Source organism: Actinomadura sp. K4S16 (genome assembly GCF_008327685.1).
Classification (GTDB): domain Bacteria; phylum Actinomycetota; class Actinomycetes; order Streptosporangiales; family Streptosporangiaceae; genus Spirillospora.
The window spans coordinates 1-16,577 of the sequence record NZ_BDDE01000024.1; the positions used below are offsets into that span (position 1 = coordinate 1).

A 16,577-nucleotide genomic window follows, 5' to 3' on the forward strand; every position below is an offset into this window, starting at 1 on the left:
AGCCAATTTGGATCATGTCCCTTGCGGGCGAAGGCGAGGAGTCGCTCGAAGTGGCCACCCGTATCCCATGCCTCGTCAAGTTGCCTGGCCTGCTTCATGTCGAGCTGGACCCTGCCTGCCTCCAGGTTCGAAACATGCGACCGGACGTAGCCAATGATCTTTCCGACCTGCGTGCCGGTCATACCGTGCCTTTTTCTGTAAACTCGCAGGTCGTAGGCCAGCCAAGCATATAGCGAGGACATCGGATCAAGCTCGTCAGCAGCGGTCACCGAGGGCCTCCCATTGTTTACGGGGTTTACGTATACAACGCATCGTAGCCACGAAACGTGATCCTGGAGACACAGATCGTAAATCTCTCCAGGAAGGCTGGGTCGCAAATGATCACCACGCCAGACTGCCTGCTGCTCTCCATGCTGGCGTCGAAGGCCGCGCCGGGACTGGCGCGCACGCTGACGATGGCACGCCTCCACAAATGGGGCTGTGCTCATATTTCGGACGATGCATTCTTGATCGCCTCGGAACTGATCACGAACGCCGTGGTCGCCACACCCGGCGAGGAGATCCGCTACCAGTGCAGCCGCGACGTCGCCGGCGTCCTCATCGCCGTATGGGACGCCAGCCCCACCAAGCCGCAAGTCCGCCCACTGGTGGAGCTGACGCTCGACACACTGGACGTCTCCGAGGAGCGCTGGGACGACAACGGCGGCAGAGGCCTCCCGATCGTCGCGGCCCTAGCCACCGAGTGCGGCTACTCCCCCGACCCAGCAGGAGGCAAATGGATCTGGGCCAGACTCAAACCATGACCCGGTCGCAACGACTTGTGTGTGGCCCCTACGGGAAGTCTCATAGGACCAACACACACAGGTCAACGTCCACGCTGCCCCACTCGCCAATTGCACAATAGTTCTTTTGAGCCCTCACACAAGACTTCACGCATAGACGGAACGAGAACGACGTCTCAGTGGGGTTACCTGGGAAGCCCCAAACCGAACACCGCGGGCCGCCCCGCGGGCGGGAACCAGAACACTCTGGGCCAGGTCCAAAGAGTGCCGGGGTAGCGCCGGGTTAGGTGTCAACCGAGGAGCTCCGATGGAAGCGGACACTATCACCGCCGCCAGTGCCGTGCTGATCGCCATTGGGGCACTCGTGGTTTCCGTTGTTCAGACGCGGGCCATCATGCTTCACAACCGACATCGACACCCGCAAGACTTCGGCGAGTGCCGATCGCGGATCGCGCGCGGAAATCCTGAGCAGGGTGGGAATCCTAGCGAAGCACTGAACCGTCCGGCCGGATCACCAGTCGGACCCGGAACGGCGATGGGAACGAGGCGCACGGGGATAGCGCCCTGCGCGGCGACTTCCTCATCGGACAGGAAAGTGTGTGAACGCCAGCGATCCCGCCACGTCAGCCGACACGCCGCAAGCCAATACCCGATCTCACCCCGCACACGCATCTACCAGAACGGCTAGAAGCAAGTCGGCCCAACATCACGCAGACGAGCCCCCACCATCGGGCGTCCACCCCTCAGCCTTCGCCCGCTCCAACCGCTCCGAGAACACAGCATGCGCCGCCCGGTACTCAGCCTCTCGATCCGCCTTATAGAACGGCGCCCTGTATCCCGCTGGCGGCGGTACGCTCTCCGGATCGCGTAGGTGGCCACATAGACGCTCGTAGGCATCCTTCGTCTGTTTGGTCCCGTAGGAGTTCCAATTCGCAGCGATCTTCGCACCCTCGACATCAAACCACATGTCCGATTCATATCCAAAGAGTTGCGGAAATCGAGCACGGTACATTGCCACAAGCTGCTCAGCGGACAACCCCATCCAGACTGCCACCAAAGCGTCTATCTCGACTAGTGCTGCTCTTCGCTGAGCCTCTGTTCGCAAGGGAGTGCCGCTATCCCATTTAGGGCCGACCGCTCCTAGTGCACTAAAGATATGCCATTTAACAGCCCACTTTTCCTGACGCCATTCATGAGAATATAGATGCTCCCACAATTCGCCATAAGCCCTCGTCAGACAATTCAGTCGAAGAGTGCGCAAAAGAAGTGGAATCTCTAGCGGATGCCCTGACCGCGGAGCGGGCATATTCCGCGCTTTTGACACGCGCAGATCGCTCGTTCCGGTTATACGCAGTAGATAATCGACTGACAATGCAGACCAGAATCCGGCAACGAGCGCGGTGGCCCTAGGGCTGTCCAGTATCATTGAGTTAACGGAGTCAACATGCGTAGGCCCTGGCGGACAAATTGCCGGAAAAAGACTGCGATCCGTGTTGTCGGGAATCATTCGGCGCCATATAACCCGATAAAATTCACTGTAAGGCCGACGCACTTTCTCGGCAATAAGAGAGCGAACCGACTCGTCGGACACTTCAGCTGGCGAGATACCGCTACTCGCCGCGACCGTCGAGCGCGCTTGCGCTATCTCCGAAGGAGACGAAAGAGTGTCTTTCAGTTGCAGATAATCCACCCATAGATCTTGCGCTCGTCGATAGATATTATTGTCACAGGCGCGCACATATTCCGACCGAGGCAAAGCATTTTCAGAAAGGAATACCAGATCTTGCGGTCGGCCTTTTGTGCCCGTGTTGGGCGGCTGCTTGAAGAACGGTGTCGCCACACCGAATTGAGGCCCTTTAAGGACAACTTCCTTCCAGTCGCTCGGATCCCAGAGCTTTAGACGAATCAAACCTTCCTTCTTCGCGCCCTTCTCGTGATATCCCGAGCTGATCTGGACTTTGAGCTGACTTAGGCGCATCGTATAACGTTCAAGGACTTTCAGGGCTTCCTGTTCGGCCATACTGACCGGATACAGGATACGCCCCTCCTCTGGGGCACAATCATCACCAAGTAGGACGCGCCAAGCTTCCAGCACGTCTAGATCTACCTTAATTACACGTGCTCGATGAGGCCGCTCATCCCAGTCATGACGGTACTTAATGCCAGGGAGAGCTCCTGAACTATCGTGCCCAAAAGAGTCGACCAGCGCTTTTGTATTGAAAAGCCAGCTCAGGTGGAAAAAGCCGATCTTTTGCGGAATCCCGTAAATGTGCAGCCCCACATGGGTATTCCGGTCAACCGGCGGAGGAAAAAAACGATTGCCCGTATTGACAAAGTCGGCGTGAAGTCGAAGCCTTTTGTACGCCTCACGTCGGATGCGTCGCTCTCTATCGCCAGTGAAATGAGTATCCGGATGCAGGAGACCTGCTGTGCCGTGAGCCCCGAGCCCCGTCCATACACGCGACATAAACGCACGATAGAGATCCGGCTGAGTGCCTGCGAGTAGGGGATATATGGCTGGCGCGCCAACAAAGTTAGCGGCACCCTCTAGCGCGGCAACCTCAGAAAGATAAAAGTCTTGGTTACGCGAAATACGGAGAACTTCCTCCTTGCGAGCGTTCCATATTTCGTTGGCTGGATTCTCAACCAACATGAACCACGGTTCGCACTCTGCAAGAACTTGCCCTTCCACCCATGTAGGCCGCACCCAAGGCGGATTACCCACTTGGAGGTCGAAGCCGCCCTTGTGGAAGATCTGGGCGAACTGAAGTTCCCAGTGAAAGAAACCCTGTTGTGCAGCAATGCCATCCTGAGGGTGCGTGATGACCTTGAGCCAGGGGAAACGGTCCTCAAGCCTGTTGGGCGAATCCATACCCATCCAGCCGGGGAGCTGGTTTTCGAACGCTCCCAATTTCGCCAAAGACTCAACATGAGCTCCCAGGGTCCCTTCAGTGTTGTCCGCACTGCCGAGGAGCGCCTCGGCAAAGTCGAGCCAGTCGTCCAGGTCGGCGAGCGGGATCACCTGGCGGCGCTCGACGCGGGCAGGCTTGCGCGGTGATTTCGAGCGCGGCTTCTGCTGGTTGATGGACATCTGGACAGGGTCGTCGCCGAAGAGCGCTGCAGGCTCCCAGGACTGCGGGAATCCGGCCGGGGCGGGGTCCGGTGCCTCGATCGCGACGGGCGTGGGCGGGATGCTGTCGAGGACGTTGTCCTTCAACCGCTCATAGATGCCGTCGGAGCCGTCCACCAGACCGGCCTTGTCGAGCGGCCAGAACCAGAGGGCGCACCACGTGTCCATCAGGGTCTTAAGACGCCAGTAGGGCGTCCCCGGGTAGGTCAGGTCGTCGAGAATCTGCTCGCGGGAGACGACCTCCTCTCCCGGCTCACGCAGGTCATCAGCACCCCACACGTGGATGCGGCGGCTGATGTCCTTCTCCGACAACTCCAGGCGCTTGACGACCAGGGCCCACAGGTACTCGGCGCGGCCAGCGAGGCCCTGGAGGCGCTGGACCTGGGTGAGCTTCTGACCCTGCTTCTTCTTGGTGGACGGGTCCTTGAGCATCCCCTTGCGCCAGTCGCCAAGGCGCTTGGCGTCCTCGGGGGCGAGGTTCTTGGCTTCCTTCTCGCTCGCGACCGCTCCCCAGCCCTGGGCGGGCAGCAAGAAGTGATGGATGTGGCCGTCGGGGATCGGGCCGTCGCGGAACGGGTGGTCGTTCGGCGCGGTGGTGAGCCACGCCTTCTTCTTCAGGTGGTCCGTCTCGTACAGGCGGCGGCCGGCGCCGATGAGGGAGTTGCCCCGGCGCAGGTGCAGGCCGAACCACGGGGCCTGCAAGCCCTCGTGCATGACGTTCAGCCAGATCGAGACCTCGGCCAGCTCGACCGCCGTCTCGTTGAGGTCGACCCCATAGGAATTGTGCAGGGCGATGTACGCCTTGACCTTCTGGAGCTCGTGCGCGTAGATGTCGGGTTCGAGGCTCTGGTCCTTCTCGGCCTGGCGCCGCTTGAGGTACTCGGCGGCGACCTGGTTGATGGCCTCGTTGAGGAAGGCGCCGGAGCCGAGGGCGGGTTCGCAGATCGTCCAGTCGAGGATCTCGCGGGCCCTGGTGGTCGTCCCGTCCTGGTCGAGTCGCTCGCGAAGCGCCAACTGCACCGTGACCTGCGTCAGCGACTCGGGCGTGTAGTACGAGGCGCTGGTCTGGCGGTCGCGGCCGGCGAGCCGGTAGACGAACGCGCCGGGCCTGTAACGGACGCGCTCGTCGGTCTTGATTCCGTTCTCATCGACGCGGCGGACGAAGACGGCGTCCTCGTAGTCGTCGATCTTGGAGGCGGGGATCATCCAGGAGCCGTCCTTGGCGTCGCCGTTCTTGGCGACCTCGTACAGCTCCTCCTTGGCGATGAACCCGGTGTACGACATCAGCCCCTCGTACACCGCGCCGAGCTGGTTGATGCCGAGCTGCGCGTACGAGATGAATCCGCCGCGCTCATTGCGCTTGCCCTTGGCGAGCATGAGGAGGCGCAGCACCTTGTAGAGCGCCTCGTTGCGGAGTCGTGTGTCGATGGGCTGCGCGTCGGGATCGTCCTCGTCCAGGTCGATCGCGGCCTTGCCGATGAGGCGGATGCGGGCCGGGTCGAACAGGTCCGACTTGAGGGGTTCGAAGCGGAGTCCCTCGCCCTCAGAGCCCAGGGGAACGCCCGCGGCGCGCGGGTTGTGGCCTTCGTTGACCATGCGGAACAGCAGGTCGAGCGACTCGTACAGGTGGACGCTGCGGCGCGACTCCTCCGACACCAAGTCCCGGATGACGAGGTCTCCGAGGCGGGCCATGCTGTAGCCCTTGATGTACGCCTCGTCGTTGGTGGGGAGGATGCCGAGTTCCGGGCGGGCCTCGGCGTACAGGAGAAAGAGAATCCGGTAGAGGTAGCGGAGGGATTCGCGGCCGAGTCTCTTGGCGAAGGCGGCCGGTTCCATGACCTCTTCGGGCCGGACGCCCTGTTCCCGCATCCGGTCGAGGACCTCGTTCGCGATGATCTCGACGGATTCGCGGAGTCCTTCTCGAAGCTCCTTCGAGACGCCGACGGCGTGCTGGCGGGAGCCGGAGAGCAGTTCGGCGAGGGGTTCGGCTCCTCCCTCCTCGGGTGGCAGGAGCGAGTCGGCGCCGAAGAGGGCGGCGATGGTGTCGATCTCGGCGGACGCGGCGGTGCTGCGGCCGAGGGCGACGTCCAGGCTGACGGCGAGGTAGCGGCCCTCGCCCCAGGTCATCCGGTCGGCGAGGATGACGACGCCGCCCGCGAGGATCAGCACGTAGCGGGGCGGCTCGTCGGTGGCGAACAGCCAGGACGCGAGCTTGTCGCCGGTGCGGAGCATGTGCGGGTGGTCGAGTTCGACTGGGGTGAGGAGCCGTCCGGCCTCGGCGATGTCGAGGGCGGCATCGACGTCCGGGGCCCATCCGCATTCGACCGCGACGACGCTGGGGCGGTCGGCGGGTTCGGCGTGCGCGACGGCGACCTCGTACCGCTTGTCCGACCGCTCGACGGCCAGGACGCGCGGCTCGGCCTGGAATCCGAGGGCACGCAGGATGTCGCCGTGCAGCTCGTGGAGGTTCTTCTCCCACTCCTCGGCGTTGCGAATCTCGCCGCCCTCGCGGACGGTCTCCAACCTCTCCGCGAAGAACGGGCGCTGCTTGAAGTAGTCGCGCTTGAGGGCGCGCAGGCCGGTGCGCGGGGTGTGCTCGCCGTCCTTCTCGGCCTCGGCCCAGCGGGCGAGCAGTCCATCCTTTTTCTTCAGGTCCTTGGGGAGGACCTCGGCCAGGTAGTGGGCCGAGAAGTAGTCGCCGCGGTTGACGATCGAGTCGTAGGTCACGAGTCCCCCTCAAGCACGGTGAGGATGCGCAGCAGCGGCTCCCCTGTCGTCTCCAAGCTCTGGAGCAGACGTTTCTGGTCGGCGACGGTGTCGTTCACCTGGCTCCGCTTCTTCGTCCCGTTCGATGTCCCGGCGAGGCTCTCCAGGCTCTGCCGCTCCCACATCTCGAGCTGCCCGTCGTACTCGCGCAGCGGGCGGGCCACCTCGTCGTCGTGGCGGTCGCGCTGCTCGTCCAGGTGGCGGCGGGCGGCCGCGACCGCGGGCTCGATGAGCGGGGTGAGGCGGTCCAGGCCGGGCGCCCGGTTAGTGTTGATCATCTTGGGGCCGACGCCGGCCTGGGCGAGGACCTCGGTCATGTCGCGGACGACCGGGGCGCCGGGCAGGCCGCTGATCGCCATCCACTCGACCACCGTGGGCTGGCCGAGCGCGTTGGAGTAGATGCCCTGGACGAGGAACGTCGGCTCGTCCACCTTCGCGGCGATGACGGGGGCCGCCCGGCGGACGAGCTGCACCTGCACCTTGTCCACCAGCCACTCCACCATCGGATGCAGGTCCGACAGGTAGGCGATGTCGGGCCACATGGTCTTGGTGCGGCGGGCCTCGTCCAGCTTGCGCTGCGCGAGGTCCCGGTCGAAGGTGACCTTCATCCGCTCCTTGATCTTGTGGGTGCGCAGGTAGGACGCGGGGAGCGCGGACAGCCGGTGGACGAGGTCGCCGGGCGGCTCGAACGCGAGCAGTTCGCCGTCGTCGTCGATCCGCAGGTCCGGGCAGACGGTCCGCAGGGCCTCGCGGACGAACTCCTCCGTCGAACCGAACAGCTTCGGGACGCGGGCCCGCCTGACCTCGGCGCGGGCCTCCCCCTGCTCCACGGCACCGAGCAGTTGGGCCATGATGTCGACGGGCGGCGCCTCCGCGAGGGACTCCTCGACCGACTTGCCGTGGAGGAGGTCCTGGATGAGGCGGTCCTCCTCCTTCTTCGCCGTGAACTCGCGGGTCACGGCCTCGGCCGTCCCGAGGCTGCGGTGCGCCGCCTCCTCGCGCCTCAGCAGCTTCTCGGCGACCGTGGTGTCGTCCAGGGCTCCCTTTGTCTGCGAGGTCAGGATGAGCGCGCGGAACTGCGGCTGGTGCTCCTGCCCGTAGCGGTCGATGCGGCCGTTGCGCTGCTCGATCCGGATGAGGCTCCACGGCAGGTCGTAGTGGATCAGGTGGTGGCACTGGCGGTGCAGGTTCACGCCCTCGGACGCCACATCGCCCGTGAACAGCAGGCGGACCTTGCTGTCGGCGAGGGAGAAGTCCTCCACGATCTCCTGCTGGCGCTGGTCGGAGAAGCCGCCGTGCATGACCTGCACCTGGTCGGCGGCGAGTCCGAGCTCGGCCGGGACGGTCTCCGCGAGCCATTCCAGGGTCGGGATGCTCTCGGAGAACACGACGGCGCGCATCGTGCCCTTGGCCTTCACTCCGATGCGCTTCAACTCGTCCACGAGGGCCCTGCGCTTGGCGGAGTCCTCGTCGTCCATCTGCTGGACGAGGAACGCGAGGTCGTTGAGGGCCTCGATCTCCCGGGGCTCTTCGGCCTTCTTCAAGCGCTTGGTGATGGTCGCGCCGAGCGCGACGTGCGAGGACAGGAACGCCTTGGCGAGGGTGTAGGGGAAGAGGCGGCGGTCGTGGTCGACCACCGAGGCGCCTGCGCCGTCCGGGCGTGGCAGCCAGACCTCCGCCAGCTCGGCGAAGATCGCCTCCTCCCTGGGCGTGGCGGGGCTGCGCACCGCCACCGACGGGCCCCGGTCGGGCCACTTGGCGCTGATGTGGTCGCTCACCTCGTCGCTGATCTTCGTCCGGCGGATGTAGAGGTGGTCGATGTCGGAGGCCGAGTAGTCCTTCGGGTCGGCGATGGCGGCGGGGTCGAGCAGGTTGATCAGCTCGGCGAACGACTTGGCGTCGCCGTTGTGCGGGGTCGCGCTCGCCAGCAGCAGCGCGTCGGTGCGCTTGGAGAGCAGGCGGGCGAGCTTGTTGCGGAGGTTGCCCTCGTTGATGAGGTTGTGGGACTCGTCGATGACGACGGCGTCCCACTGCATGTTCTCCAGGTGCTGCCCGTACTTGCCCTGGTTCTTGAGGGTGTCGACGGAGATGATGACGCGCTTGTAGTACAGGAACGGGTTGCGTCCGGCGGGGATGTCGCGCTGGATCCGCTCGATGCCGACCGAGTCGAGGCGGACGAGTGGGATCGCGAACCGCGTCCACAGCTCGTGCTGGAACTGTTCGAGGACCTGCTGCGGCGTGACCACGAGGATGCGCTCGCCGCGTCCCCGCCGGATCAGCTCCGCCAGGATCAGCCCGATCTCCAGGGTCTTGCCGAGCCCCACGACGTCCGCGAGGAGGATGCGAGGCCGGAGCCCCTTCAGCGCCAGCTCCGCCGGGCGCTGCTGGTAGGTGAGCGGGTCGAGCAGGAACCGGTCGGCGAGCGCGAGCCCCCGCTCCGACTGCGGCAGCGGCGTGCGGCGCAGCACCGACTCCAGGTAGAGGCGGCTGCGCGCGAACGCCGAGGACGTGTCGGCGACGAGCTGGGTGTCCTCGGGGCGGAGCTGGACGGGGTGCTCGATGTCGGTGAAGAAGACCGCGTCCTCGTCCCGCACGAACTCCGAGACCCCCACCGCAGTGATCTTGAAGACGCGGGGGCGGATGGGGGTGCACGTGCGCACCATCCACTCCGCGTCGCGGACCTCGATGCGCGCGCCGGGCGCGAACGGGGTCGCGGGCTCTGCGGAGGAGATCACTCGGGGGGCTCCTTGTTTCGTTGTCGCCGGGGGGACTGCCCAGGGGGCAGCCGCGGGGGTCAGAGGGTGGGACCGGGGCCGTAGGCGAGGGCCAACCGGTCCGCGAGCGCCGCCACGACCGGACGGGGCACCGAGCGCTCCCGATGTCGGGGCCGGGCGGGCCGGCGGGGCGGCTCGATGCCGGGCGGCGGGTCGTCGGGCCGCTCCACGTAGGTGAGCGTCGCGAAGTGGACGCGGGCGTCGTGCAGGGACAGTCCGGCGCTCGCGAGCACCTGGCGGAACTCCCTGGAGGCCTCGGCGGGGGTCGGCCGGACCCGCGGGTCGTGGGCCGTCATCGCCTCGACGACCGGCGCCAGCGAGGCGGGCAGCCCCGACAGGTCCGGCTTCTTGTCCGGGTCGGCGATCGCGAAGTACAGCGCGTGCCCGTTCATCGCCTGGTAGGGCAGGTGCTTGGTCAGCGCGTAGAGCAGCGTGGCGCCCAGCGAGTACACGTCTGTCGCGGGCGTCAGGTCCTTCGCGGACTCGACCTGCTCGGGCGACATGAAGCCGGGGGTGCCGAGCCGCAGGCCGGTCTGGGTGAGGCTCTCGTCGGCCTCGGTGAGGTCGACCAGGCCGAAGTCGATGACCTTCGGGCCGTCCGGGCCGAGCAGGACGTTGGCGGGCTTCATGTCGCGGTGCAGGATCCGGGCGGCGTGGATCTCGGTGAGCGCTTCCGCCAGAAGGACGCCCAGGACCGCGCCCATCTCGGTGCTGAGGGCCGGGCGCGTCTCCAGGTACTCCCTGAGCGTCTCGCCCCGCACGTACTCCATCGCCAGCCACGGCGTCTCGGCGCCCGGCTCGGCGGCGGCCACCAACCCCGCGACGCGCGGCCCCTGGACCATCCCCAGCGCGAGGACCTCGCGGTCGAACCGCTCGCGGATGCCCTCCTGGTTCGCGAGGCCGTCCCGGATCACCTTGACCGCGACCTGCTCCGCGTCAGGGGTGACCCCTAAGTAGACGACGCCCATTCCGCCCTGGCCGAGCCTGCCGTGCAGCTCTATGCCGCCGATCTCCCGAGGATCGGACGGTTCGAGCGGCTTCATCGCCACCTGCCTTCGCCGGACGGAGCGGACCAGGACACTCCGGCCACATCGGGCCGGGCAGTCAGGATAGGTCCGCGCAGGTGGCCGTGACAGCGTTCTCCGCCCGTCGCGGCGCGGTGACGGTGGGCCACCCGGGATCCCTTATGGAAAAGGGCTCGCTGCCCTTTCCTGTCGGGGAAGCGTCATCCCAGGTAGAGCCGGTGGGACGGATTTCGGTCGCCGGTTCTTCTGGGACGCGCGAAGAGGCTGACCGTATTCGGTCAGCCTCTCCGGTAAAACGCGGATGCCAACGGGGCCTTCACGCCGACGCCCGCCGCGCCGCGATCCACCGCCAGGACATCACCCCTGGTAGAGCCATGGACCGCCCTGCCCATCGGGCGGGAGACCGCTTCGGGTGCCGCCGGTGGAGGGGGTTCGCGGCCGGCGTCCCGCGGGCAACCGGACCCCGGTGACCCGCGTCCCAACTTCGTGCCTGTGCCCGTGCCCTTGTCCGGTCCCGTGCGCACAGGAATCGAAACGCCGAGAACACCAGAGCGGCCCGGCCACGGCCTCGCCGGACGCGCCTGGCGGAAAGGGGAGCGCGATGCCGGGGGTGCCAGAGGCGGGCCCGATGCAGCGGGCACGGATGCGGAACGTCCTCGGCGCGTGGCGCGACAAACTGATCGATCTCAGCGGCCGGAACCGGCTGCTCAACTTCCGGCACACCCGGACCGCCACGCTCGCCATCAGATCGCCCGCCGCCGGGCCGCTGATCGTCGGCCTCGACACCGGCCTCGCGTTCGCCCCGCTGCCCGAGGACGGTCCCGACGCCCCGTTCGATGCCGAGGACGAGGACGAGATCCTCGCCGCCGCCGGAGCCGCCGGCGGCATCGTCACGCAGAAGACGACCCAGCCCGCTCTGGACGCCGCCCTGCGCAGGCTCTACCGGGACTCCAACCAGGTCTTCAACGACACGGGCCTGTGGCCTCTCCATCTCGGAGTGGCCTTCCTCAAGTGGAAGGAGCCCGGCGCCGAGGGATTCAGCTCGGCGCCGCTGCTGCTCCTGCCCGTCCGGCTCGACCGCCTCGGTCCCGGCGCCTACCGGTTGGTCGCCGAGGCGAGCGAGGAGAGCGCGCCCAACCCGGCCCTGGCGGTCAAGATGGCCGACCTCGGCCTCGACTGGCCCGACCCCGACGACATGAAGGACCTGCCGAGCACGCTCAACGCGGTGCGCGCGGCGACAGCGGGGCGCCCGGGTTGGGAGGTCACCGAGGACGTGGTGCTCGCCACGTTCCGCTCCCACAAGGAGGCCATGTACCGGGACCTGCTGGACAACGAGGACCAGATCCTGGCCCATCCCCTGGTGCGCGCGATCGGGCTCGGCGAGGCCGCCGGACTGCCCGCGGACGAGCTGTACTTCGAGCCCCTCGACGCCGACCGGATCGACGACCTCCAGCCGCCCGAGGAGACCCCGCTCGTGCTCGACGCCGACTCCTCGCAGCGCCAGTGCGTCGCGGCGGCGCTCGACGGCCGGTCGTTCGTCATGGACGGCCCGCCCGGCACCGGCAAGAGCCAGACCATCGCCAACATGATCGCGGCGCTCATGCACAAGGGCCGCAGCGTCCTTTTCGTCAGCGAGAAGGCCGCCGCGCTGGACGTGGTCCGCGATCGCCTCGACTCCGCGGGGCTCGGATCGTTCGTCCTCGCCCTGCACAGCCACCACGCGAGCCGCAAAGAGGTCGCGAAGACGCTCGGAGACGCCCTCTCCCAACGCCCGAAGGCCGTCCGCAGCGGGGCCGAGGAGGACCGGCAGCGCCTGCTGCGGACCCGCCGGGAGCTGTCGGCGTACGCCGCGGCCATGAACGAGACCCGGCCGCCGTTCGGCCTGCCCCTCCACGACGTGCTCGGACGGCTCAGCGCGCTGGCCGATGTCCCACCGCTGCCGACGGCGCTGCCGGACGGTCTCACCGCCGAGGGATTCCAGGAGATCCGCGCCGCCGCGCAGAGGCTGGGCGACGCCTGGCGGCCGGTCGCCGAAGGCCCCGGCTTCGCGTGGCGGGGCCTCACGGGCGCCGGGCGCCCGCAGGCGCGGCTCCAGATGCTGCGGGAGCGCGCCGACGCACTGGAGCACCGCGTCGCCGCGCACGCCGACCTGACCGAGCCCCTCGGCCTCACCGAACTCGGCGCCGCCGAAGGGCTGCTCGCCCTGCTCGACGCGGCGGCCGGACGCCCCGGCGTCCCGGAGGCCTGGCTCACCGCACCGAGCCTGCCCGCGCTGGAGGCCGAGGTCAGCGGGTTCCGCAGGCGGCTGACCTCACTGCGGGCCGCGGCCGCCGCCGTCGCCGCCGAAGTCGGCCCGGGCTGGGACGGGCTGCCCGCCGGGCTCCCCACCGGGCCGCCGCCCGAGGAGACCTCGCTCGCCGGGCTGGCCCCGGAAGGACTCGACCTGCCGAAACTGACCGAGGAGGAGCTCCGCGGACTCGGGGCCGGCTTCCGGGACGCGGTGGAGAAGCTGCGCACCGCCGAGTCGTCCCTCGCCGACGTCGCCGCCGTCTACGGGATGCCCGCCCCGGACACCTTCGAGCAGGCGCACGCCCTGTGCGAGCTGACCGGTTTCGCGCGGCGGCCGCACCGCCCCGAAGCGGCCTGGCTGACGAGCGAGGGCCGGGCCTCCGCCGCCCGCGCCGCCGCCGAACTCGAAGGTCTGGTGGCCGCGCTCGCCCAGGCCAGGGCCGTGGCCGGCCGGGTCTTCACCGAGGACGTCCTCGCCGCGCCGGAGTTCCCGGACCTCGTCCGGCGGTTCGGCGAGGCCCACGGGCTCGGGAAGCTCTCCGGCGCCCACCGGGGCGACAAGCGGCGGCTGGCCGAGCTGACCGCGTCCGGCGAGTGGAGCAAGGAGGCCGCCGCACTGCTCCCCCAGGCCCTGGCCTGGTGCGACGCCGCGAAGGCCCTGGACCGGGCGGCCGCCGCCCAGGGCCGGCTCCTCGGGCGCTACTGGCAGGGCGAACGCACCGACTTCCCGCTCGTCCGGGAGCTGCTGGCGGCCGCCGAGGAGATCGGGCGGATCGGCGCGGCGGTACGGATCCCCTCCGCCCTCGCCGGGCAGGTCAGCGCCGACGGCCGCCCGGACTCCGGAATCTGCGCGAGCGCCGACCACGTCCGAGAGCTGCTCGACGGGTGGCGGCGGACGCTCGTCCCTGCGCCGCGGCACGGGGGGCGCCCGAGGCTGGCGAACGGGACCCTCGCCGACGCCATCGCCTGGTACTCGGCCCATCTGCGGCCTCTGGCCGGCGCCGCGGACCTCGTCGCCGCGGTGCGGCCCGTGCTCGCGAGCCCCGCGCCGCCCACCCTCGGGCGAGCCCGCCGCGCCGCCGCCCGGGTGGAGGCGGTGCGCGCCGAGCGCGACGCCGTCCTGTCCCGCGGGGCTGATGACGAGCGGTTGCTGGGCGCCCTCTACTCCGGACTGGACACCGACCTGGCCGCGCTCTCCGGCGCGCTCGACTGGGTCGCCGGTGTCCGGGGGCCGGACGAGCCCATGCCCGGGCGCGCCGCACGCGCGCTCCTCGCGGCGGAGCCCGACGAGGAACTGCGCAGGGCGTGGACCGCGTTCCGCGCCGCCGTCACCGACTTCGCCCAGCTCTTCGCCGCCGACCGGCGGCACGACCTGCACGCCCGGCTCACCGGCACGCCCGGGGCGTTCGGCGATCTCACCGGCCTGCTCGCCGCCGACCGGTCCGGACCCGACGAGTGGGGCTCCTACCAGGATGCTCGGGCGACCCTGCGCCGCCACGGCCTCGACGGGCTGGTCGAGCGGGCCGCCGCGAAGGGCCTGGACGGCGCGGGCTTCCCGCGGGCCGTCGAGCGGGCCGTCCTGGAGGCCTGGGCGGAAGAGGTGATGACCGCCGACTCGCGGCTCGCGCCCGTCCGGGCGGTCGAGCGGGACCGGCTCGTCGAGCTGTTCCGCGACCTCGACCGGGCCCTCGTCGCGGGCGCCCACGCCCAGGTGATCGAAGCGTGCAACGCGCGGCGTCCCCGGCCCAACGTCGGGCAGGCCGCCGTCATCCAGCGGGAGGCCGAGAAGCGCAGCAGGCACATGCCGGTGCGGACGCTCCTCGACCGGACCGCCGACATCGTCCCGCTGGTGAAGCCCTGCTTCATGATGAGCCCGCTGACGGTCAGCCAGTTCCTGCCCGCCGGATACCGCTTCGACGTCGTGATCTTCGACGAGGCGTCGCAGGTGCTCCCGCAGGACGCCGTGAACTGCGTCTACCGGGGCGGCTCGCTCATCGTCGCGGGCGACCAGAAGCAGCTGCCGCCGACCGACTTCTTCGCCCAGGCCGACGACTCGGGCGACGACGAGTACGACGAGGAGGTCCCCGACTCCTTCGACTCGCTGCTCGACATGTGCAAGGGCAGCGGCCTCATCCGCAGCCTGCCGCTGTCGTGGCACTACCGGAGCCGCCACGAGGGGCTCATCGCTTTCAGCAACCGCTGGTTCTACGGTGACGGCCTGGTGACCTTCCCCGGGGCATCCGAGTCCGGCGACGACGTCGGCGTCACCTTCACCAAGGTCCCGGGCGTCTACGAGCGCGGGCGCACCCGCCGCAACCCGATCGAGGCGGACGCCGTCGCCGAACGCGTCCTGCACCACTACCGCACGCGCCCGAACATGAGCCTCGGCGTAGTGGCGATGTCGGAAGCGCAGGCGCATGCCATCGAGGACGCGGTGGAGCGGGCCCGCGCCGGCGCTCCGGAACTCGAACCCTTCTTCTCCGGAGACCGGCTCAACGGGTTCTTCGTCAAGAACCTGGAGACCGTGCAGGGCGACGAACGGGACGTCGTCATCATCTCGGTCGGCTACGGGCCGAGCCCCGACGGGCGACTCACCATGGCTTTCGGCCCGCTCAACCGGGAGAACGGCTGGCGGCGCCTCAACGTCGCCGTGACCCGCGCCCGGCACCGCGTCGAGGTCGTCTCGTCCATCTCCGGCTCAGAGATCCGGGAGGGCGGCCCGAGGAGCCGCGACTTCTTCAAGAAGTACCTCGACTACGCCGAACACGGCCCCGCCGTCCTGGAGCACAGACCGCTCAGCGAAGACGCGGGGCCCGAGAGCCCGTTCGAGGAGTCCGTGCTGGACGTCCTCACCGGCTGGGGCTTCGACGTCCAGCCGCAGGTCGGGGTGGGCGGCTACCGGATCGACATGGCCGTACGCCATCCCGCCCGCCCTGGCCGGTACGCGCTGGGGGTCGAGTGCGACGGCGCGATGTACCACTCGTCCAAGGCCGCGAGGGACCGCGACCGCCTGCGGGAGGAGGTCCTTCGCGGCCTCGGCTGGAAGCTGCACCGCATCTGGGGCACCGACTGGTACCGCAACCGCCCCGAGGCGGAGGCCAGGCTGCGCGGGGCCGTCGAATCGGCCATCGCCCTGTCGGAGGAGGACGGGCCCGACGATGAAGGCCCGGCCGAGGCCGTCCCCGAACCGCCTCAGGCGGAACCGGCACGGGTGACCATGGAATCCGCGGAGGACGGGCGAGAACGCGGCTGGGCCGCTCCCTACCGCCGTGCGCGCCTCGAAGGCCACCTCTACTACTACGAGATGCACGAGCCCGAATCACGCAGCCTTCTCCAGAGGCTGTTCCGGGAGGCGCTGGAAGTCGAGGCACCGATCCAGCGCGACGTCCTGTACCGGAGGACGGCGGCGGTGTGGGGCGTCGAACGGCTCGGCCCGCGCATCCGCGCGAACCTCGACAAGGCGCTGGGCGACCTGATCAGGCGCGATGCCGATGTCGAACAGGACGGCGACACCATCACCCTGCGAGGACGCCAGGTCGTGGCCCGGGCGCCGGGGGACGGGGTGCTCCGCAAGGTCTCCGAGGTTCCTCCCGCGGAGCGGCGCCTCGCCCTCCTCGGCGTCATCGGCGAGTCGCCCGGCATCGATGAGGACGATTTGACCATCCACACGGCCCGCTTCTTCGGCTGGAGCCGCCGGGGGCCCGACATCGCCAGGGCTCTCTCGGACGACCTTCGTCGACTCCAGAAAGAACACCGCATCCAGGGCTTTCCCAACCGGATCACACTGGCCGGAGTCTGAAGCACACGGCCG

At 68.4% G+C, this 16,577-nt stretch carries 6 protein-coding genes; 2 read left to right on the top strand and 4 right to left on the bottom strand.

Annotated elements, in window-relative coordinates; all coding sequences use genetic code 11:
- Positions 1-269: helix-turn-helix transcriptional regulator (locus K4S16_RS36075; protein ID WP_149263572.1), on the bottom strand; the 269-nt coding region annotated here is incomplete at its 3' end.
- 57 nt (positions 270-326) lie between these two features.
- On the opposite strand from K4S16_RS36075, the gene K4S16_RS36080 reads away from it, so the two are divergent.
- Positions 327-803, top strand: coding sequence for an ATP-binding protein (locus tag K4S16_RS36080; RefSeq protein ID WP_149263573.1), 477 nt, complete (start codon positions 327-329; stop codon positions 801-803).
- Positions 804-1,488: 685 nt separating this feature from the next.
- Here K4S16_RS36080 and K4S16_RS36085 read toward each other — a convergent pair.
- From K4S16_RS36085 to K4S16_RS36095, 3 genes are read right to left on the bottom strand one after another with little or no spacing between them, the layout of a single operon-like run.
- Entirely contained in the window at positions 1,489-6,639 is a 5,151-nt protein-coding gene (locus K4S16_RS36085) for a class I SAM-dependent DNA methyltransferase (protein ID WP_149263574.1), read from the bottom strand.
- Complete coding sequence (locus K4S16_RS36090; RefSeq protein ID WP_235037295.1) at positions 6,636-9,413, bottom strand: DEAD/DEAH box helicase; 2,778 nt, start codon at positions 9,411-9,413, stop codon at positions 6,636-6,638. Before K4S16_RS36090 ends, K4S16_RS36085 begins: the two co-directional genes overlap by 4 nt.
- Before the next feature lie 59 nt (positions 9,414-9,472).
- On the bottom strand, positions 9,473-10,495 hold the full coding sequence (locus tag K4S16_RS36095; RefSeq protein WP_149263575.1) for a serine/threonine-protein kinase: 1,023 nt from the start codon (positions 10,493-10,495) through the stop codon (positions 9,473-9,475).
- Positions 10,496-11,078: 583 nt separating this feature from the next.
- Here K4S16_RS36095 and K4S16_RS36100 point away from each other — a divergent pair.
- The gene (locus K4S16_RS36100) at positions 11,079-16,565 is read left to right on the top strand and encodes a DUF3320 domain-containing protein (RefSeq protein WP_149263576.1); all 5,487 of its coding nucleotides are present in this window, start codon (positions 11,079-11,081) and stop codon (positions 16,563-16,565) included.
- Positions 16,566-16,577 lie beyond the last annotated feature (12 nt).

Excerpts from the sequence above, each read along its gene's own strand:
- K4S16_RS36100 (WP_149263576.1), top strand. The coding sequence starts at position 11,079 with ATGCCGGGGGTGCCAGAGGCGGGCCCGATGCAGCGGGCACGGATGCGG.
- K4S16_RS36095 (WP_149263575.1), bottom strand. The coding sequence starts at position 10,495 with ATGAAGCCGCTCGAACCGTCCGATCCTCGGGAGATCGGCGGCATAGAG.